We start from the raw sequence: 24,507 nt of genomic DNA, 5'->3' as shown, positions 1-24,507 counted from the left end.
ACAAACTAACTAAAATCAATATGAAAATCCCATCAGGACAAATTCGCCAAAGTCAAATTTTAACCACCTTCGGGCCGGGGGCAATGGTCGATTTGCCCAACTATTCGATTATTATTGGCGGGTTAAACCACTGGCGGGGCGATAAATCGCGCATCCACGAAGAGCGCCTGGAAGAGCGAGTTGCCGAAATTCTCGGCCTGGCCCGCGTTGCCCTGTACGCTCCCCCTGTAGATGAACAAGACCCCAGTGCCCCTCGCACAGGCATCACCGCCTTCACATTTCCCACTTGGTTTGTAGCGCAAGAGGATAGCACTTGGAAAGCTCCCAACGGCAAAGAATACCGCACCAGACCTTTAATTCGTTGGGGGAGTTTAGTTAAGGGAAAATATCTGAATGCTGAGAGGAAGAAAAGGCCTGTTGTTCCGGTGCGCTTCGTGCAAGCTTGCGCCAACGGACATATCAGCGATATCAATTGGTATGCTTTCGCCCACAATAATTTGGACGCTCCATGCCGAGGACAATTGTGGCTTGATGAAAGCGGTTCTGGCAATGATTTCGCTGAAATCTTCGTCCGGTGCGAAGCTTGCAAAGCCCGTCGTCCCCTTTCTGATGCCACTGTCCCGTATTCTAAAGTGCTCGGCAGGTGCTTGGGAGAGCGGCCTTGGCTCGGCCCGGTTGCAAAAGAACCTTGCCTTTCTAGAGAGGGCGATCGCCCGTTGTATAATCGACTGTTAGTGCGATCGGCGAGTAATGCTTATTTTGCCCAAGTCCTTAGCGTGATTTCTCTGCCGGACTCCGACACCAAACTCAGGGAAGCCGTCAACCAAGTTTACGAAGATTTTTTACAATATGCTGAAGACTTAAATGATATCAGAAAAGAGCGAAAGAAACAAAAAGTTTTTAATGCTTTAGCAGGTTTAAGCAACGAAGCAGTTTGGGCAGAAATACAGCGAAGAAAGGCAGGATTTTCTAATATAAAAAAGAGCATTAAGCAAGTGGAGATTGAAACTTTACTTGCTAGTCCTGATGAAGTTGGGGAAGATGTGTCCGAAGGAGATTTTTATGCCCGCGCTCGCAAGTTAGAGGGGTTAAATCCTCTCGCAACAGCTCGTATTGAACGCATTATTCTAGTGCATCGGCTTCGAGAAGTCGTGGCGCAAGTCGGATTTACTCGTTTTGAAGCAGCTATGCCGGACATTGAGGGTGAATTAGATATTAACGTGCGACGGGCAGCTCTTGACATTGATCCGACGTGGGTACCGGCGATTGAAAATAGGGGTGAAGGAGTATTTATCGCCTTTAAAAAACAGGCAATTGACCAATGGCTGAAGCAAAAAGCTGTTCGAGAAAGAGGGGAAGAGTTGCATAGGGGCTTCCAGAAATGGTGTAACACTAGAGGGATTCCGCAGGACAAAGCCAAGTTTCCGGGGTTGCCTTACATTATGTTGCACTCCCTCTCTCACTTATTAATTACTGCTGTTTCTCTGGAATGTGGCTACGGGGCTAGTGCCATCCGGGAACGCATTTATGCTGGGGATTCAGGCTACGGTATTTTGCTCTATACCGGCACCTCTGGTAATGATGGAACTTTGGGGGGACTGGTGCAAATTGGCAAGCGCATTGAATTACTGTTAATCAGCGCATTGGAGTTAGGAAGGCTTTGCTCTAACGACCCTGTGTGTGCTCAACACGGGCCGGAAAATGATGCCGAAGACCGTTTCTTACATGGGGCTGCTTGTCATGGATGTTTGCTGATTGCTGAGACTTCTTGCGAACGGCGCAACGATTTTCTCGATCGGGCTTTGGTCGTAAACACAGTTAGTGGTAACAGTGCTGCTTTTTTCCCCGATGAATTGTGACCTCTAAGGGGGTACAGCCGAGATACCTGCATTCCGAGGACGTGATATTAAGAAACGTAACAAATAAGTCCCTATCACCGTTCAGATGAGACTACAACATCACAATATCCTTATGAAATAAGGCTATCTGTTGTTTTGTATGAATTAAAAGAAAAAAATCCAGAGAAATTTGATGATTTTTGTAGATTATTTTTGTAACAAACCCGCCAGAGATGGAGGTGGTACCTTGCGACTGGTGGCAGTTTCACTGTTTTGGGGGGTTTCTACAAAACTAGCTCATTATATTTTTTTATCCGAAGGATTCAAGTTGGGCTTTAATCCTTTCAAACTTTTTAACACTATCAAGCGAGTACAGTCGTTCTCCACACCCACTACAAACATAGGCGCGAACTTTAAGCACTACTACCTTTCCGCCACCTTTAACCTGATGATTAACTTCTTGTTCAATTATCTGCCCCGTACAATCGGGGCAGCTCTCAAAGGGTAACAAAGGCTAACTCCTTATGCGGTACCTAAACCACAGTTTACGAAAGTACACACTAGATAGTTTAACCCACTTTGTTTCTTTATTATATGCCCAAACACTACATACAATAAGACCGCTCTTGGTCATGCAGTTGATCGAGCAGGTAGGATATCTATAGCGCTTATAAGAAAAATTTTCTTCAACTTCAATTGTACTGGCACGCACCGCTAAATCAAGGATGCTTTCCAAAGCAAGATCACAATTCTCCATGCCCTCAACAGCATGGATTGAAACCCAAACGCGACCAGCTCTAATTGCCTCTACAACCAACTTATGCAGTTCCTTCTTCATACTAACCCCTATTTTTAGACACAACTATCCTGCGAAATAATTCACTATGGATAGTCAAGCCACGGGGGAAGGACAGGTGCCGATTGCAAAGCGCGAGTCCGACAACAGCAATTTACGCGACTGTCAAGGCTGGTATAACGGCTACTGTGTTACCAATTTTCTCACACTTGTGAAATTTGATTTTTAATTCAACTTAGATACTGTAAGTTGACTATTAAGTCAATTCACTTGTTGTTAAAAAGGCTAAAAAATTAGCTAATTGTTGCGTCAGCTAAAGTCAGGGGTTTGCAGTATAAAGTCAGGGGTTTGCAGTATAAAATCAGTGAGATTACAGGCATTTGCAGGGGCTGCACTTTACCTGCAAATGCCTGTAAATATCCTGCAAATGCCTGCAATTTTATGCCAAATTACTGCTTTTTTGTGTCGAGCGTACATTTGCTTGTTGAGGCTGGTTATGGCGGTTTAGTTTTGGTAGCAAGCAATGGTTTTGTGATCACAAACCGGACTTTTACGTGCTGAAACAAAAACAATGCACCCTCATGAATGCGGCATCCTAAGTGTCAAGTAGCTTGATTTTTACCCGATATTCGACTGTGCCGGCTGCTCACATTGCTCCTGCTGTTGTGGCGGCTTTTGTGGCAGCACAGGCATCAATTGCCACAACTTTCCCATCGCACTTGGGTAGCCAGCGAGCGGCTTGAGTGACAGCTCGATCGCCCATGACGGAGCTCATAGAATCAAACAGCCGATCGGCTACCCATCTCGCGCCGTAGCTTGAGCTATTGAGGAGGATTTTGTGGCGGCAATCGACGCGGGCCTTTCTTGCATCCACCGATGTTTTGGCGATCGTCGGCAAGACGCAATTTGAAGAGTTTAAGCAGCTAAAAGGTGATGGGCGATCTCATAAAAACGTATATTGCTGAAAGTTTTCCTAGGTGTGCCGCTCTTTGATTTTTCCTTGCTGACCACGGAGAAACCAGGAGCGATCGGCTTGTTGGGCAGCCTGATTGCTCCTGGTTGATTCCCCGGTAAATCGATAGCGAATAAGGAAGCCACCATTTCTATAAACGGATAGGCGGCGATACTACAATTTCCCAGCCTAGAACTTCAAACTGTTATGACTCAATCACAACAGAGAATAAAACTACCACTCTGAGTCTAGGTAATCTTCTGCTGAAGCTCCTTCGCACGAAAAAGGGGTAGTAAGCGAGCGTAATTCAAGATTTGTATCAGTCAAATCGTCGATTTTTTGGTTAAGGATATACTTTTCCTCAACCAGGGTGGTTATTTTGCCTTCTAGTACGGAGTTTTGGTTTTTTAAGATTGCGTAGCTATTTTTCAGCAAAGAAAGTTGTTCTTCACAGTATTGAAGAGCCTTGTCTTTTGCTTCAAATTTTTCGAGCAAAATTTTATGAGCTTCGACCCAAGCTTTATCTTTTTTAAGCAAGTGGGTATTAGACTGTGCTAAAATCCGAATCCTTCTTTCTGCTCTAGAAAGAGTTTTCTTAACACAGAAAAATTCGTTGCACAAAGGAACCCATGATGAGGTACAGTAAGGCATAGGGTATAAACTCCTCTAATTTTTTCTGGAGGCGAGATATAGAAGTTAAACCGCCAGGAGTTTTTAATTTGAACAAAAGTGCTACCTAAATTGGCGTTTAGGTAGTCTTTTTTTGTTTTAATTATTAAAGCTCAACCATAAGGCTTTTCTTCCAAACAGCCACTACAAAATGCCTATCTTTTATAAGTTAAAGCATTACAGTATTTGTCTTAGAAATAGAAGCGAGATATAGACGAGCTTTAACCTGCTAAAAAAAATGATAGCAGGAGTTTTGATTTTATGTCAAGTTTTTAAAAACGTTTTCGCTGTTTCTAGTCAGTATTTCTTTTTGACCTATCACCCCAGCAAAACAAAGTTGACTATAACTGTTGTAGTCAACAGCCATAGCCAAACCGGGCTAAACGTCTAAAGCGTATACCAGCTATGAATTATAGACTTTCAGGTCTTGTTCTAATTGTCGGGTGATTCTAGCCTGCCTTGTTTAAGTGCAGCGTGAGCGCAAGAATTCTGATCACCCTTTTTGTATTAGGACCCATTGCCAGCACTCAGCCAAGCTTTTAACTTGCGACGTGACAGGGCAAAAGTTTCCTGAAAGTTAGACCGGGAAAGGCTCATTACTTGACCGACGTTGCAACGATCACAGACGCTCTCGCCCTTAAGACACCGTATTAGGGTCTGCTCTTAACCTGCCTTCATACCAACAGTTTAGCCGATTGCAAAGCGCGGGCCCAACAACAGCAATTTATGCAACTGTCAAGGCTGACATAACGGCTGCTGTGTTGCCAATTTTCTCATACTCCTTATTTGATTTTTTATTCAATTTAGATAACGGCTACTGTGTTGCCAATTTTCTCACACTTGCTTAAATTGATTTTTTATTCAACTCAGGTATCGTAACTTGACTATTAAATCAATTCGGATTTTGTTAAAAACGCTAAAAAATTAGCTAATTGTTGCGTCAGCTAAAGTCAGGCAAGTGCAGTATAAAGTCAGGCAAGTGCAGTATAAAGTCAGGCAAGTGCAGGTATTTGCAGGGGGTGCACTTTACCTGCATTTACCTGAAAATATCCTGCAAATGCCTGACTTTTTCGGTCAAATTACTGCTTTTCTGTGTCGAGCGTGCATTTGTCTATTGAGGTCGGTTATGGCTGTTCTCTCTCAGTAGCAAGCAATGGTTTTGCGATCGCAAACCCTGACTAATTAGTGCTGGCAAAAAATAAGGCTCCCTTATGAATGGGGAATCTTAGGTATCAAGGCGCTTGATTTTTACCCGCTCTTCGACTGTGCCGGCTGCTCACATTGCTCCTGCTGTTGTGGCGGCTTTTGTGGCAGCACAGGCATCAATTGCCGCAATTTTTCCATCGCACCTGGGTAGCGATCGATCGCATTGCTCGCTCTCTTGTTAACCAGCCATCGCTCTCTTGTTAACCAGCCCTCACCATCAGACGTTTAATCGTCCTTCCAGTGCGATCGCCTCACTCGGTATAATTTATACAAACAAATTAAATTAAGTTAGAGTTGGGTAGGGGTCAGTCTCACTTTGATAAACCCTCTAATAGCCCTCTCCAATTGGAGGGTATAAAATCACCTGACTAGCGGTTTTTAATTACAGTTGTTAACTTGTATCTTGGCAAGAGGTTTTTACTGATTAAAAACTATGAAAACTTTATCGGAAGTCCAACCTAGAGAGCTGCTATCCAACCATATTCACATTCGCCTAACTGACTCTGACTACAATCAAATTAAAGCCAGAGCAGAGCAAGTAAATTTAAGCATGAGCGACTTCATGCGCCGTGCAGCTTTGAGGAGAACCATGCCGCGCCCTCTAGCTGCATTTGACTTAAAAGCCTATCAAGTGTTATGCAAGATTGATGCCCAATTGAGAATTGCAGGAAACAACCTCAATCAAATTACTAAAGCTTGCAATAGTGCTGTGGCATTGGGAGAACCAGTTGTTGTCAATACAGGACTCTTAGAAAGCGTACAGCAACTCATTCGAGAAAACGGAAAGGCAATTAAAACTATAGTTGCAAACCTCGCCAAATCTACAGTACGCTAATTATTAACAAGCCTGGGCTTTACCGCCTGAGCAATCGATTCTGTGCAACTGACGGCTTTTCGGTTATGATTGGCAAACAAATCAAAGGTACAGGCTTTCGGGGCTGTCTAAACTACGTGCTGGGCAAAAAACACGCTGCTCTAATTGGCGGTACTATGTGCGGACAAACTCCTGAAGAACTCGCTGCTGAATTTGGCATCGCCCGACAACTAAGACCTAACCTGAAAGTAGCAGTTTTTCACGCCACTTTATCTGTCGATAGCACCGAAAAACTCGAAGATTCTGAAGAAAATGACCAACGCTGGCTGGCTATTGCAGCCAACTACATGAAAGCGATGGAATTTGACAACAACCAGTACGCAGTTGTCAAGCACAGCGATACAGAACACGACCACATCCACATCGTCGCCAGTCGCATTTGCCTAGATGGAGGTGTTGTTGACGATAGCTGGGATTATTACAAAAGCCAAGAAACTATTCGCCAGCTCGAACGGAGTTACAACCTAGAAACTGTTATACCCAGTTGGGAAACAGACAAGCGAGCTCAGACTACAGGAGAACACAGGCAATTAAAAAGCAAGGGAAACAAAAGTGTCAGGGTGCAATTGCAAGACCTAATTGATGAAGTTACCCAAGACAACCCAAGTATGCCAGAATTCGTTGAGCGGTTGCAGCAACAAGGTGTAGAGGTGCAAGTCGGATTGACTCGAACTCGAACTGGCTTCAGTAAAGGCATTTCTTACAATTTAGATGGGGTCGCTTTAAGTGGCACTCAGTTGGGTAAAGCCTACACTTTTTGTGGATTGCAGAAGCATCGAGGCGTTAGCTATGACAAAGGGCGAGATAACGCCCTAATTGAGGCTTTAATGCAGCCACAACACTTAGCTATCGCCCCCAGTGAGGCAGAGGAAAATGAGTTAGAGTCGTCAGAAGCCGAGCTAGCAGCAACCCTATCTGCAACAGCAAATGAGTTAGAGTTGTCACAATCTGAGCTAGAAACAACCGCACCTGCAACTCCTGCAACAGCAAATGAGTTAGAGTTACAACTGTCAATCCTGCCTGAAAGGAATGAAACTCAGTGGCAAAAAGTGCGATCGCATCTAGCAGTCGAGTACAGTTTACCTTTAGAATTGCTTGAAAAATTGCACTCTCATTCTTGGTTGTATGCCGGCTCAGAAAAGGCTGTCTTTACAGGACGGACGCTTGAGGGGGAAGCCCGGTTCGCTTTTGTTCTCGATGAAAGAGGTAACTTTACTACAACCCATCCCCTGCCATCTGAAGCTGCTTTCTGGGTAGCTACTACTGGAGAAATTGAGCGAGCTGTGATTGCTTGTAACCCAATAGAAGCCCTTTCAATTTTGCTTATTGAACAGGATAACTCTACAACAACACCAGCGACACTTTACCTAGGAATTGAACGAGCTTCACAACTGCCTGCACAATTCTTACAAGAACTCGATAGCGTTATTATAGCGATGGCAGCAGATTATATGCTCGCTCGAAATGCGCTCGCGCTGCTACCGAATGCAGAAATTGTCAGTCCACAGTCAAGTTGGAATGATATCTGGATACAATTAATCGAGCAAGAACAGCAAACTCACAAACAAAATAACCAACAGTATAAACAGCGCATCCAAGACATTGAACTGGATTAGTTATGGTTCCCTAAAAAAGTGAGTAGTGTTTAATAAAAACGCTACTTAACAAATTTCCAGCTTACGACCTAAATTACTGATAGTGCTGCCACTAAGTATTACAAATTTGTGAATAGATTTATCAACTATTTTTTCTTAATTTGCTAATTCAATTGAGACGACGCTTGCTCATTTTTTTTTGTAAGCCGACCTTGCTAATAATAAATTATTTATACGTTTTATCCTAAAAATTAGTACAAATAAAATGAGCGCTGTCGCGCCAAAAAATAAAGTATCGGAGATAAAAAATGGAAGTATCGCAAACCAACACCTACTACTTCAATAATTTAACCTTGATCCACCAAACAGAAAACCAACTGTACATTATGGGAAGGCAAACAACACTGGTCTTAAATTTTCAACAAACAAGCTATCAAACGCTCGACAAAATAATCCACGCTCTACGACTTTTAAGAGACAAAAAAGTCCTAGACAGAAAGTCAATTATCGAGCAAGAGCTGCTGGCCTTAAACTTCCAATTCCCTCTCGAAAGCAGCAACCGTAGCAACAACGACACCAACAATGGTAATAGCAATGGTAGCAGCCATGGTAGCAGCAAAAACTGCGAGCTAAAAATCGACTGGTAATTCAATTATGCCGGAGAGACAAGTTTGTTTCTCCGGCAGCCGCAAACATCTTTCACCACATTCAAAAATGGCAAACTTTCATGGCAGGATACGTGTATCTTCTGCACTTTGAAAAGCCGATATGTTCAACTCATCCAGCCCAACACTACGTCGGCTGGACAAAAGATTTGGACGAAAGGCTTTGGAAACATAAAAAAGGCAGAGGTGCTAAATTTTGCGCCGCTGCCCGAAAACGCGGAATAAACTTTGTCTTGGCAGAATGCTGGGTTGCAGACAAAAGTTTTGAGAGGAGAATCAAAAGGCAAAAAAACCACAAACGTTTTTGCCCTCTGTGCAAAAATTGAAAGGACAAATCAGCTTTTTTGTAGGAAATGCAATTCCAATAGGAGGAAATATAACAGTTTTCTAACATTGTGAGATACAGTTGATTGATTACCTTTTTCCCATTACCAAGAAGCCAATTTTCCGGTCTACACCGCTTTCATGAGCTTGCATAAATAGTTGCAACTGGGTGTTAAGTTTCGTACTTAAACTCAACACCCAGTTGTTTGTCCGTAATTCCTGTATCTATTAGACATCTCCCATAATGATTGTGGAACAGGCCGTTGGGCCTGTTCTGAACTGTCTTTTTGGGAGATATCTATTGCTTTCGCCAATACGCATCTACCCCTCGTCCCCGACATTGCAAACGCCCCGCATCCCTCTCCCGGCGCAATAGACGGCGAATCAAATCAATTCCCACTGTTGGACACCGTTCCTGCAATTCCCTAATGGAGAATTCTTGAGGCAAATTGTTAATTGCATCCAATACGATCGCCGTTTTAGTTCCTTTTGCAGAAGTAACATATCCTACCCGCTGCTCAAACTCCCGATAAGCTGACAGCAGCATGACTCCCAAGAAATACTCCCACCAAGGTAATAGGTTGTGCTGCTCTTCATGCCATCCTTGGGAAGATTGGTAAAGCGTATCATAATAGCTTTCCTTAGTTCTCTCCACAATCCGTTCCAAACTAATAAATCGCCCCACCTCATAACCGGCTTTGTATAGCAGCAACAAAGTGAGCAACCTTGCCATCCGCCCGTTTCCATCTAAAAATGGATGAATGCACAAGAAATCCAAAATATAAGTTGGAATCAGCAATAAAGGTTCTATCTCGCCCGATTCCCAGAGGCGATTAAACCGTTCTTGCAGGCGTTCCATTGCCGCAGGAGTAGCATAAGCGGGAGTAGGTTGAAACCTCACCACTTTAGTCCCGTCAGGATAAGTAGCGCTAATTTCATTATCCACTGTTTTCCAGCGCCCGCCTGTATTAACAGCAAATTGGTAAAGGTCACGGTGCAGTTGTAAAATGACACCTGTACTAAAAGGAATGTGGGTATAACTGGTGTGAATTGTAGTTAGCACGTCCCGATAACCCGCAATTTCTTGTTCTGAACGATCGCGCGGCGTTGTTTTTTCTGTTACTAATTTCTTAATCCGTTCTAGTGGCACAGTAATGCCTTCAATGCGGTTAGAAGATTCGGTACTCTGAATAACCGCAGCTTGGCGCAAAGTGCCTAAAACTTGTGGCGCTTGTTGCTTGAATAACTCCTGCTTTCCCTTGTATTCTCCAACTAAGCGAATCGTTTGCAAAAGTCTTTGGTTGAGCTGTTGACTTTCAATGAACCCCTCTTCAAATGACAGCATATCTATTTTATCTCCTTTGTATTAATTATAAACATTTATTGCAGTCAATAAGTCGGATATTGCGTGCGCTCGCATCAAAACTTTGAAAGCCGATCGCAAGCAGAACCGACACCAAATCCAGGTAAATAAGTAAGGCGATAGTTGCTTTTAGCCATAGCCCTTGCCTCTGTTGTTGTCCAAGGTTTGACGCTCAGCAAATCGGGTTCAGTTTCCAGTTGCTTTAAATAAGAGCGATCGCCCGTTACAAAGGCGATCGCCTGAGCCAGGAACTTGCAACAGCTCAAAGGAGCCTGAACCACCTGCTTTTCAGTAAACCTAACCACAATCCAATTCCACTCTAAGAATAATTGATTGCGGCGCATATCGCTGTCAGCATCGCAGCAGTGAGTGGGCTTCTTAGATTTGCCAGCATAAGGTTCATCAATCTCGACATCAATTCCGAGTCCAGATGGAGTGTGAATTACAGTAAAATCTGCTGAATAGCTCCTCTGAGATGACGGAATTTTAAACTCTGCTGCTTGGACAACTTCCTCGAAATATCGCTGCAAATATTGCAAAAAGCGCTCTTCGCTCACTCCTTGCTGAGCTTGAGATATGCCATTAGAACTAACCCGAAGTGACATCAAATCCTTGAGCGATCTATTTCTGTGATGTAAGTCAATTTTTACACTTTTAAAAACTGTCTGCAACCCTTCTTTTCCTAGCTTAAAACTAGAAAATTCCTGCTGTTTGTTTGATAACGTCTCTTGTTGGGATAATCTTTTTTGTTGGGATAACGTCTCTTGTTGGGATAATCTTTTTTGTTGGGATAATATCTCTTGTTGGGATAACATCTCTTGTTGATTGTACTCAAGAACTTGCTGCTTATACCTGGATAGCAGTTTTTGACGGCAGCCAAACACATAACTATAAGCAGCCGCAATTAAACATGAATAAGCAGCTACTACCAACAGCATTTCCCACCACAGCCAACCCCAGGAAATAGCTAACAGCGGAAGTGCGATCGCACCATAGAGCCAAAACACCCAAATTAACCACAGCAACTTGACAGGTAACACCACAGGTGGTTGAGGCGGAGTCAGCAAAACAACAGGTTTCCCGAATTGTTGAGTTTCTTGAAGTTGGGATGAGGTGGCACAACTAGAAGTTGCCTCTGGCAAAGGATATTGATGGCAGAACTGGATTACCACTTTTGGGTAAAAAACTATAGGATAGTTCATAACTTTAAATACTCCTTTTTTTAAGAGCGCGGTCGCGCTATTTTTAAGAAATTTTTTTGAATTGTATGCAAAAAATTACCCAGTCAAAATCACAAAATTTAACTCATTCTCAACCAGTTAGCCAAATTCAAAAGGACAAACAAATCTCTCTTAAATCCGACGCGGCAACAATGGCTGCGCTTACTCAAATCGAAGAACACCGCGATTATTATCACACCTGCATCAACGGAGGATACTAAGCATGAATTTAGCCACAGCGACGCTTGCTCAAAGTTCAATAACTGCGGCTCAAGTTTGGCATCAACTAGAATCAGCAGAAAGCTCAGAAGAAATTGACCAACTGCTGCAATCCCTTTGGCAAACCCAAGAAACCCAGGAACTTGCTGTTGATGCCCATGCCGACTTAGCCGACCAAATTGATGCCGAAATTGCAGGAATTACAGCCCGGATGCAGTATTTGATAGAACTGCATTCAAGAGCTATCAACAAACTCCAGGGGTGGAGAGAGCGGTTAGACCAAACCGTTCTATACTTCAACGAGTGTGGCGTGTTAACTTCAGAAATTATCGGCAAACACCGCCGCATTACTGTTAAGGAAAATCCGCCTACCTGTGAAGTTTTGATTGACCCATCTCAACTACCAGAACCCTATCGCCGAGTCGAAACCAAAACCGTAATTTCTGCCGACAAAAAGGCGATTGCAGACGCTTGGAAACAAGGAATGCCTGTAGATGGTACTAGGGTTTTCCGCAAGCGCAAAGTGGTTTACCGCTTGCTTCCCGGTAACAATTTGCACTCTCTTCAAGCCAACCAGACGCTTGAGAGTCGTTCTTCGGATAAAACGCAGTCCAAAAAACGGCGTTAGTCATCTTTTCAGGTGTCAGCAATGCCTTAATCTGACACCTGAATTATTAGACATCTCCGAATTAGACCCTCCAAATTAGACCCCTCCGAAAAAGAATGTGAAACGCTTGTTTTGTAAGAGCGAAAACTTAATTTCTCTCGATATAGCCTTTTTCAGTTAGCTAGGTAATTGGTACAACGTAATTGGTACAAAGTAATGCGTAATGAGGCATGGTAAGGGAGCATGAATCGTCCATGCCTGGCTGGTAGCTAACACGATCGAAAATTACCAATCCTAAAACTAACTATTACCGATTACCGATTACCTATTACCGACCTTGGGAGTTATGAATTTTGAGTTTTGAGTTTTGAGTTTTAAGAGTTTTCTTGGGTGGATCTCATTTTTACAAATATCTTCGTATGGGCGAAGTATTCCGGCAGTAAATCTCTGATTTTCACTAATAAATTGTCTGCCGGAATACTTCGCCCTTGCAAAATTGAGATGCACCCGTTTTCTTTAACTCACAACTCAAAATTCACGCATTCAAAACTCAGGAGGACCCGAAGCGTACCTCATGATACTGAAAATTGCCATATCTATTACAAATCAATCCAGTATTGAGGGTTTTCAACTTGTTCTTCAGTGACATTGAACAACTTTGACGCTCTAGCTTTAATAACCCCGTCAGCATCAAAACTTAAACCTCCAAACTGCTGCCTGTTTTCACCTTCTCCAAAAGCAACGCGGGCAAGTGTATCGCTATCGCTATCAGAGAAATAATCTCGCTGGCTTTCCATAGCCGTAGTTGTGCGAACTACTTTCACTTTTTTTCTCCACATTGGGATTGTCAATCTCATTGTAACACGCTACTTTTCTATTCTAAAACCCTCCACTTGGAGGGGGTGACTATCACTCAGTAGCAGGAAGTGTTGAAGGAACAACCTTGTCAAAATCTGGACTATTGCTGTGCGTAAGTCCTAAAAATGTAAAAACTAGGATTCAGGAGCTAATCAATGAGCAGAAGAAAACTTACCCCAGAATATCGCTCCACAGAATGGGTAGCTGGGGAAGGACTAAAAATCCCAGTCTTTGATATGTCCTTGACTGATGGTAGAGCAAAGGGGCGGTATCAAGCTGAATCAGAAGTGCTGCGTAACTCCCTGCTTGAACTGCTTTTTGAACCTGAAGAATTAGCATCCCTAACCATCGTTAAACCAGACCCAGATGATAGCAGTTTCGACCCTCTCAAAAACATCGACTTCGGAGATGGTATTGCCAGAAGAGTTGCTTTCAGCTCAGGCAAAAATGTGTACTTTGCAGACAAAGAACTCTCAACCAAACTGTTGAGCGTATTCAAAACTCAACCCGACCACGCCTGTCGCTACGGCTCACTGCTAGTTAGCAGTTGCAACCAAGGAGCCAAATTGTTAGATAACTCCCAAGAAGGCGAAACCTTGCGACTCAAAATTGTTGATTCTCAAAGCGATGACCCAAGTGAAAAAGCGAAAGCTCATAAGTGGCAAACCGGAGACTGTCACGGTAAAATTTCACCGGCACTAGCCCAACAATTAGGAGGGAATTACAACCGACCTTTTCAATTCAGATTTGCCTGGATGCAGGAATGGGGACAAGAAGACTACCACACTCCTGAAATTAGCTTTCTTGCCAAAGGAACGCTGTTGCCTGATGCTAATTTAACCTCCGAGTTGGGTTATGATATCATTATGGATCGCTCCTCTATCAAAGGAGTTGCTAAAGAGCAATTAGCGGAACTTATCCCCTGTGGTGACTACGAATTTCCCAAAGCTATACTGGGAAATCGAGGCAACGCCAAAGTAACTGAATACGAAAATTCCTGGCAATTTTCGATTTGGTATTCCGAAGCAGCTATTGGGGCTGACATAGCCACACCGACCAAAATTGAAGCCCAAAAGCTAGCTGACTTGCAAAATAACCGGCTGCAACTTGCCAAATACTTAGTAGAGCAACACGACAAAAAAGCTGCTTTTCAATCTAGCCTTCACGAAGACAGCATCGGGTTAGAAGGCGAAGCAGATGAAAAAGCCCAGCGCAACGAATCCCGGCTAATTTCAATTTTGAGGAACGACAAACTCGGTCAACTCCTCGACTTTCCCAAAGTCGTCGATTTCATGCAAGAACAACTGGCTAAAAAGTGGAAAGACTTAGCAATTAAGGGAGCAATTCATCACGGTTCAGCAATGGCTCAACCTTGTGAAAACCTCCAACCCGGTACAATTGTTGCGCCTCACTTGCGACACGGCACAGAAGTTATCGTTACCCGATACCCAATTGTCAGTAAAGATAACATCCGTCGCTACACAGTAGACAACAAAAGCCATCCTGAATTAACGCAGTACAAAGGGTGCGTTTTCATTCGCTCTGACCAAGCCATGCAGCACCACCAGTGCGATTTTGACGGCGACCAACTGGTAGTTACGCCTGCTTCTCGGATGCCGAATATTGCCTCTGAAACCAGGCACGCTAATCAAGAGAATGAGTACGATGCAGTTGAGAAGCGAGAGAAAGTTGACTACACTAAAGCTACCGATAGTGATGGCGATCGCAAGTATACCAAATTGCGGCAAATTGCCGTAGCGATCGCCCAAAATAAAATCGGCTGGGTGGCTACCTTAATCGGGAGAGTGCAATCGTCAGCAGCAGAACCGGGACAGCCAGAAAGTTTATTCAATCAACAGAAGCGGCAGCTTCTTGGAAAGCTATTTGATGCCCTGCAAATTGAAGTGGACAGTCCCAAAAGTGCTACTCGTACCGAAGACCACCACCCCACCTTATTGTCCAAGGCTAAGCAGTGGTCAGAACAGCACCCAAGCTACCTATTTGATTACAAAGACGACCCCAGGCTTTACAAAACCGTGCCATTACCTATAGGAGACGGCACCGCTATCAATTGCATTGCTAGGGAGGCTGTTAACCCAGAGTGGGAACCGACTCGTTTAAAAAGCCGCCACCGCGACGAATTTCGCTACTTGTTTGAGTCTCCTTCGGACTTAGATGAGCGAGAAAAATGGGAGAAACATTATGTCAGGTGGGCGCAAGATATTAAGGAACGCTATCGAGAAAGGATGGGTGAAATTCACTTGGAGTGCGGCGGCGATTCTAAGGCAATTAAAGAAGCAGTCAGCAAGTTATACGAGAGCTTAAGAGCCGATGTAACTGAAGCTTGGACTGACCCTGAAGAACGGTTTTTAGCTGCTAGTGCTATGTGGCACGTCGAAACCACAAATCCCAACTTAGAAGTTCCTCGCAAAGCTTGTAAGGAACTTTCTCGCCAACTGGTGATTGAATTCAACCTTGAACCTGAGTACGAGCGACTGCACGAAGCAGTGCCAAAAGACACTTACGTTCTGAGCGTCCCTTTCGAGGAATTGGAACGGGACAATAACGGTAAAACTGTCAGGGATAAGAAGCGACAGCCAGTTGGCAAAGACTTAGCTGGACATTGGAAAGAATTGTTAGACAGCAAAGGTATTAAATATGAAGCAACTTTGCATCCGAGCCTGCCAATGGTCAATTTTGCCTTTATTGAACCCAGCGACAAACTGGTGGGAATTCTTGAAAAGAAGTTTGGCGGGAATGTCAACGACATCGACGGTTTAGACTTAACCTACCGCGATGGTCTTGGCCGCACCAAAGATGTCAGTTCCCGCATTGTAGCTCCTGCTGATTATACTTGGCTTGAGTCCCAAAACCAAACACCTAAAGCAGCATTGGTTCTCAATTTGTTTACGGATGAAATTTGCCAGCAATTGCAAACCTTTCAGTTTGACAGAGCTGAACTGATTGGGCAGAAGTACAACGACTTGAAAGATGTTGACTTTAGCGCTCCCAAATGGAGGCAGAAAACATTGACTTTTGAGGTGGGTTCTGTTAGCGGTAGCGGTTCGAGGCGCGACGGCAGCCCTATTGTCCTCCTTGACGGACAAGAATTAGCTATGTTTTCTGCTAATTCACCTAAATTGCCGATCGGCAGTACCTTTGAGGCCACTATTGAACCCTCGCCTAAAGGCAGTGCTCTGATCTTAAACATCAACCCTAGCTCTGTGCGACTAATTGAATCAGTTGAGGAACTTTCAGAAGTCGCGCCAACCCCTTGTCAAGAGCGATCGCAATCTGTATCGCCAACCCCTACTCAAAAGCGATCGCAATCCGTATCCCCAACCCCTTGTCAAGAGCGATCGCAATCCGTATCCCCAACCTCTACCCAAAAGCGATCGCCGTCTCAACCCGAAGACATTACTGCCAGCCCCGCCCACCTCTCACAATTGCTGAAAGATGCGATTTCTGAAGCATATAACCAAACTGGAGCAACTAAAATCCTTGTCAGGGAATAACTTTTAATTTGGCAAGGAATAGCCAAGAACTCGGTGTGCTGGGACGGCAGCGAATTAAGTCGTTTATGTTGTCGGCTTACGAAGCATTTGAAACTATGGGGATGTTGCCATGAGTTATGGTGTTGTTGATACTAAATCTTTGCTTGATCTTGCTTTAGAGGGGCAATCTGAGGAGTACAGGCGCAAAGTTTTGTAGTTGGCTTTTAAGGGAAAAATTGAGCCAACTGACCCGATCTTTTTGATTTTGTTGGCTACTGGTCGATTGGAGATGCTGATTCAAGAGAGTCCGAAACCAGAGGATTTTGAGTTAGCGTGCGATCAGTGGGTGGGACGGATTAATAAGACTCTGGCGACTTATGAACGCGGGCGGGGGGTATCCTGTTGACAACGTTGGGTATTGGTGCTTTGATAGGATTGGTTTACTCATGTAATACTACCTTAAGTTCAGGTTAGATATTTAGCTGAGTTAATAAGACAATCAAACAAAACACTCTAGGAGATTGAGGTGTCAATATGTCTCTTGTATCTAAAGAGCAGTTAGAACAATACGCCCAGACGATGGTTTATGGTGCGAAGGATAGCTTTACGAAAATTGCTCAAAAAGGCTATCACGATCATGGAATTGGTCTAATTTTCGTGGCTGTGCATCTAGATGAAAAAAACTGTATTGACATTGACATATCAGAGTTGGCTTATGTTCCGAGAAGCGACTTACCTAAATTTGCTAATAACGATAGGGAGATTATTCGCCTGGTAGAAGCAAAGATGGATGAAATAACAGATCCATCGGAGCAAATTCTTGTGGCTTTTTCTGGCTGTGGTCAAAGTGTTCTAGTTACCGCAAATCTTAAAATTTCTAGCACTGATTCAAAGGATTACTTTAACCGAGCTAGTCTTGATTTTCAGAGGGGTGATTTAAGGGCAGCAATAAAAAACTTAAGTGCAGCAATCCAGCTAGATTCTAATTATGCTGAAGCTTACTACAGCCGAGGCTATATGAAAAATGAGCTAGGTGAACATAATAGTGCTCTGGAAGACTACACCCGTGCTATTCAACTTAAAGCTGATTACGCGGATGCTTATATGAATAGGGCTACTACCTTTTATCAATTGGGGGATATTCAAAAGGCTGTACAGGATGGCAAGATTACCCAAAATCTTTTTCTTAACCAGAACAATAGGCAGTCAGCCCTTCGAGCAAATGCTTTTCTGAATCTTCTCGGTTGTAGAGATTACGATCTAGTTGAGCAACCAAGGTTAGAATCTGTGTACGATTCTTTCAAAAGTCAAGATGATTTAATTGATCAGCTAAAAAAAAGTGGCAAAAGAATCTCTAAAGCAAGGTGTATAACACAAATTTTTCCAGAAGATGGTGCTTTGCTACAGTGTATGCCAGTAGGAAACAATCTCTCTATCGGGACACAATTGGAAAAAGATTTAGATACCCCGTCTAAAAATATCTGGTGTCTCCTTCCAATGGTTGACTCCACTGACAAAAGCTTGTCATCAAAACCTGCAAGTTATGAACTTGTAAAAAAGCATTTAGAGGAGTTTATTATTTGCACGAAAGCTTGTCTTGCTGCTTATAAAAAATTAAATGGAACCTATCCAAATGTACGTTCAGCATCAAGCGATCCTTGGTTAGCTAGTAATTATATGGCTGTGTTTTACTCAATGGAGAATCAGTGGGATGTTGAGTGTAAAGGAGTAGAAGTTGATCCTAATAAATGTTGGCTAGAACTGGACAAGAAAATTATACTTATAGTAGAGGTAGAACAAGAGAAAACCCTCGAATCCAATCCCTCCAGTAGTTCAAGCTTAACGAATTTTGAAAATCTATCCGACTATAGTAGTGAAAACAAAGTTAAGAAACTGATTGCTTTAGGGGTTGGATCTTTAGGCGCAGTTCTCTTACTTTCTGGAATCTGGTTTATAGCTCTAATTTGTCTCGGATTAGCTTGTTTTTTATGGCAGAGTATCTGAAATTACATCAGGCAAAACCTGCTTTCCAATAGAGTTAACACTTCTATTGTGAAATATGCAATTTTCTGCTTTTCCTACTTTCATACAACTTTTCCGCTCTACATTTATGTAACTCCTCGCTGCCCATAACTCGTTTGTAAACTTCTTGCCTTATTTAGTAAATAGCACCCGATTAACTCCTACAATTACTTCTGGATTCGGATTCGTAGGGCTATTTCTGGGTATGTAGTGACCTGAGACTAAATCCCATTGAAGAAGAGCAAGTATCACTCGATCGCAGAAATGGTGTAAGTCTTGATATTTTTGGATTTTTTCCCGATGATCTGAGGCAGTTATATTCCCAGTATGTACGATCTCATTGCGAATATTTTTGAAATCACTACTCCAACCACTGAGCATATTGGCTTCAACGAAGTGTGTCAGGATATCCTCAAAAAAAGCTTTACCGCTCTTACTTAAATTACGATCCCAATAAAAATCATCCTGAGTTTGACGATGACGAAAAACTCCAGATGGACAGCCAACTTTTAGTGCATAATTATAACGCAAGACTTCCAGAAAGTTACACATTAATAGAGTTTGAACCTCTGTATAAGGTGTATGCTTAGCCAGAAGACCTAAGTTAATTAAATTCTTCAGATTGTATGTAGTAGCAATCTGCTGATAGTATTTATAGCTGTGTTCAATGAACTGGGTTAGATCGTCTACATCAAAGATGACTTTAGGCCCTTTGTTTAGTGTGGGATCAACAGATGTAAGTTCCTGGTAGATAAGTTCTTCGTTACGTAGTACCTCCATTCTGGCAACTGCGGAAAGCCGTCCAGACGCGAAAGAACAAAGCCAGCATATTGAATCAACCAACTTTTTGATCTTCTCTAAATCAGAGTATGGGATTTGAGAAACTTCAGCAATATGCGATATTGTTCCTTCTGTGTGAGCAGATAATACAACTTGTGGCTGCCCTGGAATATTAATATCAAATTTGATATTATTTTTGTAATAATATGGATCAAAGAGGTTAGTTAAATACATTCGGACTGAAACTATTTCTCTATCTTGGGGAAGATTCTGCAATTCAAGCTCTGCTAAACCTAACTTCGCTTCTAACTGGATATTTTGTTCTGAAATTGTAATGGGTGTTTTTTTGAGCAAAAGTGAAGATAAACCATTAGGAATACTTTCTATAAAACAATCTACGTTTGAAGAAATCAAACTAATCTGTTGATGCGGAGTTATGGTGGCAATAACAGAGCAGTCGTCGGACTGGGAAATAACCACATCCGCCATAACAGTTTCAGTTCCGTAATTCAACTGACAAATAAGTTCCCTTTCTGTAACCACAATTCTTGCCTCCAGGGCGAACGCATCTAAATCTTATGTTAGCATAACCTGGTATCAATAATTCGGACAGTTTTAGATCTAGTCTAGTGTCCTAAACCCTTGCTGGCTATATGCTGGACTATTTTTTCAAGGTTTAAGTTCAGCGCTAAGTTTCAGAAAATCCGTTAAAAATGGCAGGGCTTCCTCCGTAAAGCTTACAGGGCCGTTAAAAAACTGTCCGAAGTATTGCTGGTATATTGGAGAATAATTATTGAGGACCTACCAAACATTTAATCAGAGTTCGTTAGTAGTTTACCAAATAATGCTCAAAAGCTTGGTGAATCAGTCCGCAGCCATTGGGGGATTGAAAATTCTTTTGCAATGGCTCTGGAAAATTATGAGCAACAGCTACGTCCGCGATACTGAAGCCGTTGTCGAAATTAGCGCCGCTCCCAACTTTATTATTCAAGACAACTTAGCAAGGCAAGCTAAACAATCTAAAACTGCCAAAAAACGCGCTTTAGAAAAAGGTCAAGGTCGCGATGTAGGAGCCGAAGTCAAACAGGAAGAATCCTTTGAAGCCCAGAAAAAAATGTACAAAGGTGCAAGAGCAATTCACGCTGCTGTCACCTTCTTAGTTTACCGACCAACGCCGGAGCAACTAACACACGCTTGCCAAATGCTCTCCCACAGCTTCGGCTCTGCCAAGGTATTAATAGAGCGCAACATTGCTTGGCAACTGTGGCTAGAAACTTTGCCCATTACTGTAAGCTGGCTGTTGCACAGCAGTTCGCTAATTAACGAACGCCGCCTCACCTTAGACACCGAAACTGTCCCCGGTATTTTGCCCTTAACTGCTGTAAGGGACATCGACTCAAAAGGAGTTGAATTCATCACCAAAGGCGGCAAACCCGTGTACGTTGACCTCATGCACAACCAAACTAGCCGCGCCGTTATAACAGGTGAATCCGGTTGCGGTAAAAGCGTTGTAGGATGGCGATTTGCGGTCGATGCTTTAGCCGCTAATATCCCAGTAGTCGGCATGGATATCTCAGCAGGAAGCGGCAGTACCTTTGAGACAGCAGTGAAACTGTTAGGCGACGACGGTGCGTACTACGACATCACCTCTGGCAGCTCGAATCTACTCGAAATACCCGATTTGAGGCGTTTTGATCGAGAAGAGCGATCGCGCCGACTAGACCAATGGAAAGAGTTTATCAGAAAAGCGCTGACTATTATCAGCATGGGTAAAGTCCGCGACCCAAAATTAGCGCAGCGAGTCGATGCCATTTTGCTGCTAACTCTGAAAAAATTTCTGGAAGACCCAGACATTATCGAGCGCTACAATACGGCATTTGAAAAAGGCTGGAAATCGACCGCGTGGCAAGAAATGCCAACCCTCACAAACCTCCTGAAATTCTGCACAAAAGAGCAACTAAACCTACAAAACTTTACCGACTTCGACCGCATTGCCATCAACCAAATTATCACTCAATGCAACGCATTACTCGCCTCACCTTTAGGGAAAGCAATTGGCAGACCGAGTACATTTTCACCCGAACCCGCTGTTAAGTTTTTTGCTCTTAGCGGTCTGGGCAACGAACAAGACCAGTATTTAATGGCCATTAACGCCCACGCTGCTTGCATCCGCAACGCACTTTCTCACCCTAAAAGCCTATTTATCGGAGACGAACTTTCGATTTTGTTTAAAAAAGATGGATTTGCTGAAGTAGTAGGCGAACTCTGTGCAGTGGGTAGAAAGAATGGCATTTCAGTGCTCTTGCTAGCCCAAGATATCGACAGTATTTGTGACTGTAGTGCGGGAACTATGATTATGCAAAACATGGTGTATCGAATTACCGGAAGATTGACATCAAACGGAGCAACTTCTTGGATCAAACGTTTGGGATATCCGGCTGAAATTATTAGCCAAAATGCCACAGAAGCTTTCCTTCCCCGAGCTGCCGACCTTTATTCCAATTGGCTAATTGAAAAAGGAGGTCGTTTCTGGCAAAGCCGATACTATCCCGGCGAAATGATATTAGCAAGTGTGGCTAACAATCAAGCTGAATTGATGGCTCGCGCACGAGTGATGGCTCAATATCCCAATACGTTAAAAGGGCAACTGCTAGCACTCAAACAATTTGCCTCTGAATATGTACAAGCCGTTAAAGAAGGACGTTCATTAGCCAATATTGGCAAGAATGCAGTCACCGATATCAAGGAACACAAATTCCCTCAAGACCTCATGGCTAGCTAGAACGTTTGGGGATTGAAAAGTGAGTTGATTTTTGCCATTTAAATTCTGTGGGAATTGGTTGAATTAAAGTGATGACAATTTTTGCTCAAACCTGACTAATGAAACCAGCTATGGCAATCAGAGCGAAGATTTATGAACATTTTTTTTTGAACCACAGAGGGCACAGAGGACACAGAGTATGAAAAGAGAGAGATAAAAAGGGGTTTATAACTGATAACTGAGTGCTGTTTTTAAATCGAAATAGGAGCAATAATTGCCTTTCCCTTATCGTTCCTTAACTCAATTACTAATTACCACTCCTCGAATCACTGCACGCATAACGGAGAAAAACCGATGAAATCACCGAAATTTCTTGTCAAACTTGCCCTCAGTATTCCTGCAATTTGGCTGAGCTTAATACTGAATTCTGTTGAAGCAAAAGCTCAAACCTCTGACAGCAATCCGACTGCAACACAGCTTCCCACCTCAAACAATCCTAACAGCAGCACTTTCAGCCGCTCCAGCTTCACAGTTCCCAATCAACAAATAGAAAGCCAAATCCAACAATCAGCTAATAACTTCTTGAGCAACCCGAAAGAAATAGGAGGTATAGAAAACACAATTAACGGCATAACAGGCGAAATTTCAGATACCATCTCCACCATCTCCGACAGCATCTCAGGCATCTGGGACAATTTGTTAAATAAAGTCGAAAAATTTAGCAGTGAAATAGAGTCAACCCTCTCTTCATTCCTGGGAGAATTGAAAGTTCCAGACCTAAAAGAAGCAGTTAAAAGCATAATGGACGGCAACACCTCCGAAAGCGAAGGGACAAAACTATCCGCTGCTTTAGAGAAGAGACCGCAAGATTCTTACAGCCTCAAAGAGAATACCGCAGAACTCGCAGAAAGAGAAAGTGCTGTCAGTGAAGCCAATAAAGCCACTCTCAGCTCATATGCTCAACAAAAGCAAGCTCAGATGAAAGAAATTGTCCAGCAAAACGTAGAGCAAACTAATCGCGAGAGCCAAAATTCAATGGAATTGGGTGCTGATTCAGAAGGTCAAGATGTCACACAGAACATTATGAGAAACATATCTCAACAAAGTGCGATCGCAGCTAAGCAAGCAGCCTTATCAGCAGAAAATCAAAGTGCTTTAGTCATGCAGGCTCAGCAAGCTCAAATCGATCGCAGTTTTGCCAACATTCTCAACGCTCAACAGGCTGAAGAACTTAACGAAATTAACACAGCCCAGAGACGGCAGGATGCTGCGGCTGCTACCGCTTCTTCTACTCAAGCCGGACTGTTTCAAATGCCGGGAGGCATCACCCTGGGGGCAAGCGAAGACTGAAATTACAACGAGGAGACACCGCGATGCTGACACAATTTATTGCCCAAACTAGCACAGCAGGACAAGCCCTGGACACTCTTTCTGATGCCATAGAAGTCTCTCAAAAAACCATCGAATCTTGGAATTTAGTTTGGTTTAACACCTTCAATACTCAAGAATCTTCTCTCTGGATTGCCTTAGTTAAGCTCGGACTAATTCTGGCGGGAATATCTGTTACTTACCTCGCTGTCACCAGTGGCAAAGAAATCATCGAAAAACAGTCTTGGTCAGAGCTAGTAGCCATGTTTATCTGGCCACTCGTAATTGTAGTATTTCTCAGCAACAACGGTAAAGTCTTAGCTGAAAGCGTCAAATTCATCAAAGCTGTAGGCAGCACTCAAGTTCAAGAAATTATGAAGATTCAAGTCGGAGAAATGACCTTCAGAACGGCCCTGAGCGACGTTAACCTTACCAGTGCTGGCAAAGAAGAGATTGAAAAACTCTACAGCGAATGTCAGGGCAAAGTTGGAGCAGCTTTAGTGGAATGCTGGAACAGCAAAAAACAGCCAGCTCAACAAATACTTCAGGCAGCCGAACAGCAAAATGGAGGACCTCTCAAAAGCTTGCAGCGATTTGTCGAAAACTTAGGCAATGTTGCCAATCTTCAGGATATAGGAAATGGCGATTTTGCAGGACAAGTTTTTAGGTCTACTATCTTGCCCATCATTCGCTTAATTCTTAGATCAGTACAGTGGGCATTTGTCAATATTTTAGAAGCAGCATTGTTGCTAACAGCTCTATTCGGGCCGATTAGACATCTCCCAAAAAGAAATAGTTTGCCGATCGCTCTTAAATTATAATGGAATTTTACCTCAAAAAACATGAGCCAGCTCCGAGAATATCTTGAAAAACATCCATCCGAGACTCAAAGAGTG

General features: G+C 43.1%; 18 protein-coding genes. 12 read left to right on the top strand and 6 right to left on the bottom strand.

The features are described from left to right. Positions 1-20: 20 nt before the first annotated feature. Positions 21-1,859: a DUF1998 domain-containing protein gene (locus tag AAFP11_RS15675; protein WP_341737913.1), complete on the top strand. Its 1,839-nt coding sequence runs from the start codon at positions 21-23 to the stop codon at positions 1,857-1,859. Positions 1,860-3,280: 1,421 nt separating this feature from the next. On the opposite strand, the gene AAFP11_RS15670 is transcribed toward AAFP11_RS15675, so the two are convergent. Together AAFP11_RS15670 and AAFP11_RS15665 are read right to left on the bottom strand one after the other, a co-directional pair. Further along, positions 3,281-3,508, bottom strand: coding sequence for a hypothetical protein (locus tag AAFP11_RS15670; RefSeq protein WP_341737912.1), 228 nt, complete (start codon positions 3,506-3,508; stop codon positions 3,281-3,283). 312 nt (positions 3,509-3,820) lie between these two features. After that, entirely contained in the window at positions 3,821-4,237 is a 417-nt protein-coding gene (locus AAFP11_RS15665) for a hypothetical protein (RefSeq protein ID WP_341737911.1), read from the bottom strand. Positions 4,238-5,496: 1,259 nt separating this feature from the next. Between AAFP11_RS15665 and AAFP11_RS15660 the strand changes: the two genes are divergently transcribed. From AAFP11_RS15660 to AAFP11_RS15645, 4 genes are all read left to right on the top strand, one after another. Next, positions 5,497-5,643, top strand: a complete 147-nt coding sequence (locus tag AAFP11_RS15660) for a hypothetical protein (RefSeq protein ID WP_341737910.1) — start codon at positions 5,497-5,499, stop codon at positions 5,641-5,643. Positions 5,644-5,894: 251 nt separating this feature from the next. Continuing rightward, complete coding sequence (gene mobC, locus AAFP11_RS15655) at positions 5,895-6,296, top strand: plasmid mobilization relaxosome protein MobC (protein WP_341737909.1); 402 nt, start codon at positions 5,895-5,897, stop codon at positions 6,294-6,296. Between the two features lie 65 nt (positions 6,297-6,361). Beyond that, positions 6,362-7,951 (top strand): relaxase/mobilization nuclease domain-containing protein, encoded by a 1,590-nt coding sequence (locus AAFP11_RS15650; protein ID WP_341737908.1) that lies wholly within the window; start codon positions 6,362-6,364, stop codon positions 7,949-7,951. 287 nt (positions 7,952-8,238) lie between these two features. Further along, positions 8,239-8,577 carry a hypothetical protein gene (locus AAFP11_RS15645; protein ID WP_341737907.1) on the top strand — a complete coding sequence of 113 codons (339 nt, stop codon included), beginning with the start codon at positions 8,239-8,241 and terminating at the stop codon, positions 8,575-8,577. 640 nt (positions 8,578-9,217) lie between these two features. Here AAFP11_RS15645 and AAFP11_RS15640 read toward each other — a convergent pair. Then, on the bottom strand, positions 9,218-10,264 hold the full coding sequence (locus tag AAFP11_RS15640; RefSeq protein WP_341737906.1) for a Fic family protein: 1,047 nt from the start codon (positions 10,262-10,264) through the stop codon (positions 9,218-9,220). A 74-nt stretch (positions 10,265-10,338) separates the two neighbouring features. Beyond that, entirely contained in the window at positions 10,339-11,484 is a 1,146-nt protein-coding gene (locus AAFP11_RS15635; RefSeq protein ID WP_341737905.1) for a hypothetical protein, read from the bottom strand. A 65-nt stretch (positions 11,485-11,549) separates the two neighbouring features. On the opposite strand from AAFP11_RS15635, the gene AAFP11_RS15630 reads away from it, so the two are divergent. Both AAFP11_RS15630 and AAFP11_RS15625 read left to right on the top strand, forming a co-directional pair. After that, on the top strand, positions 11,550-11,723 hold the full coding sequence (locus AAFP11_RS15630; protein ID WP_341737904.1) for a hypothetical protein: 174 nt from the start codon (positions 11,550-11,552) through the stop codon (positions 11,721-11,723). Between the two features lie 2 nt (positions 11,724-11,725). Next, positions 11,726-12,349, top strand: a complete 624-nt coding sequence (locus tag AAFP11_RS15625) for a siphovirus Gp157 family protein (protein ID WP_341737903.1) — start codon at positions 11,726-11,728, stop codon at positions 12,347-12,349. Between the two features lie 578 nt (positions 12,350-12,927). Here the strand turns inward: AAFP11_RS15625 and AAFP11_RS15620 are convergent. Beyond that, positions 12,928-13,152, bottom strand: coding sequence for a hypothetical protein (locus AAFP11_RS15620; RefSeq protein WP_341737902.1), 225 nt, complete (start codon positions 13,150-13,152; stop codon positions 12,928-12,930). A 189-nt stretch (positions 13,153-13,341) separates the two neighbouring features. Between AAFP11_RS15620 and AAFP11_RS15615 the strand changes: the two genes are divergently transcribed. Then, positions 13,342-16,701 (top strand): hypothetical protein, encoded by a 3,360-nt coding sequence (locus AAFP11_RS15615; RefSeq protein ID WP_341737901.1) that lies wholly within the window; start codon positions 13,342-13,344, stop codon positions 16,699-16,701. A gap of 513 nt (positions 16,702-17,214) precedes the next feature. Next, a complete protein-coding gene (locus AAFP11_RS15610; RefSeq protein WP_341737900.1) occupies positions 17,215-18,684 on the top strand; it encodes a tetratricopeptide repeat protein in 1,470 nt (489 codons plus the stop codon). A gap of 150 nt (positions 18,685-18,834) precedes the next feature. Here AAFP11_RS15610 and AAFP11_RS15605 read toward each other — a convergent pair whose 3' ends face one another. After that, positions 18,835-20,025: a hypothetical protein gene (locus AAFP11_RS15605; RefSeq protein WP_341737899.1), complete on the bottom strand. Its 1,191-nt coding sequence runs from the start codon at positions 20,023-20,025 to the stop codon at positions 18,835-18,837. Positions 20,026-20,326: 301 nt separating this feature from the next. Here AAFP11_RS15605 and AAFP11_RS15600 point away from each other — a divergent pair, with 301 nt between their 5' ends. The 3 genes from AAFP11_RS15600 to AAFP11_RS15590 all read left to right on the top strand — a co-directional run bounded on the left by AAFP11_RS15600 (position 20,327) and on the right by AAFP11_RS15590 (position 24,432). After that, the gene (locus AAFP11_RS15600) at positions 20,327-22,264 is read left to right on the top strand and encodes a hypothetical protein (RefSeq protein ID WP_341737938.1); all 1,938 of its coding nucleotides are present in this window, start codon (positions 20,327-20,329) and stop codon (positions 22,262-22,264) included. A 333-nt stretch (positions 22,265-22,597) separates the two neighbouring features. After that, complete coding sequence (locus tag AAFP11_RS15595) at positions 22,598-23,593, top strand: hypothetical protein (protein ID WP_341737898.1); 996 nt, start codon at positions 22,598-22,600, stop codon at positions 23,591-23,593. Between the two features lie 23 nt (positions 23,594-23,616). Then, positions 23,617-24,432, top strand: a complete 816-nt coding sequence (locus tag AAFP11_RS15590; protein ID WP_341737897.1) for a hypothetical protein — start codon at positions 23,617-23,619, stop codon at positions 24,430-24,432. Positions 24,433-24,507 lie beyond the last annotated feature (75 nt).

Source organism: Microcoleus sp. CAWBG640, assembly GCF_020883015.1.
In the GTDB taxonomy this organism is placed as follows: Bacteria; Cyanobacteriota; Cyanobacteriia; order Cyanobacteriales; family Microcoleaceae; genus Microcoleus; species Microcoleus anatoxicus.
This window is presented reverse-complemented; position numbering and strand designations above follow the sequence as displayed.

What these genes read in the sequence shown, in the direction of transcription:
- AAFP11_RS15645 (WP_341737907.1), top strand. Translation starts at nt 8,239, where the DNA reads ATGGAAGTATCGCAAACCAACACCTACTACTTCAATAATTTAACCTTG.
- AAFP11_RS15665 (WP_341737911.1), bottom strand. Translation starts at nt 4,237, where the DNA reads ATGCCTTACTGTACCTCATCATGGGTTCCTTTGTGCAACGAATTTTTC.
- AAFP11_RS15640 (WP_341737906.1), bottom strand. Translation starts at nt 10,264, where the DNA reads ATGCTGTCATTTGAAGAGGGGTTCATTGAAAGTCAACAGCTCAACCAA.
- AAFP11_RS15635 (WP_341737905.1), bottom strand. Translation starts at nt 11,484, where the DNA reads ATGAACTATCCTATAGTTTTTTACCCAAAAGTGGTAATCCAGTTCTGC.
- AAFP11_RS15650 (WP_341737908.1), top strand. Translation starts at nt 6,362, where the DNA reads ATGATTGGCAAACAAATCAAAGGTACAGGCTTTCGGGGCTGTCTAAAC.
- AAFP11_RS15675 (WP_341737913.1), top strand. Translation starts at nt 21, where the DNA reads ATGAAAATCCCATCAGGACAAATTCGCCAAAGTCAAATTTTAACCACC.
- AAFP11_RS15625 (WP_341737903.1), top strand. Translation starts at nt 11,726, where the DNA reads ATGAATTTAGCCACAGCGACGCTTGCTCAAAGTTCAATAACTGCGGCT.
- mobC (WP_341737909.1), top strand. Translation starts at nt 5,895, where the DNA reads ATGAAAACTTTATCGGAAGTCCAACCTAGAGAGCTGCTATCCAACCAT.
- AAFP11_RS15610 (WP_341737900.1), top strand. Translation starts at nt 17,215, where the DNA reads ATGTCTCTTGTATCTAAAGAGCAGTTAGAACAATACGCCCAGACGATG.
- AAFP11_RS15615 (WP_341737901.1), top strand. Translation starts at nt 13,342, where the DNA reads ATGAGCAGAAGAAAACTTACCCCAGAATATCGCTCCACAGAATGGGTA.
- AAFP11_RS15600 (WP_341737938.1), top strand. Translation starts at nt 20,327, where the DNA reads ATGCTCAAAAGCTTGGTGAATCAGTCCGCAGCCATTGGGGGATTGAAA.
- AAFP11_RS15590 (WP_341737897.1), top strand. Translation starts at nt 23,617, where the DNA reads ATGCTGACACAATTTATTGCCCAAACTAGCACAGCAGGACAAGCCCTG.
- AAFP11_RS15630 (WP_341737904.1), top strand. Translation starts at nt 11,550, where the DNA reads ATGCAAAAAATTACCCAGTCAAAATCACAAAATTTAACTCATTCTCAA.
- AAFP11_RS15595 (WP_341737898.1), top strand. Translation starts at nt 22,598, where the DNA reads ATGAAATCACCGAAATTTCTTGTCAAACTTGCCCTCAGTATTCCTGCA.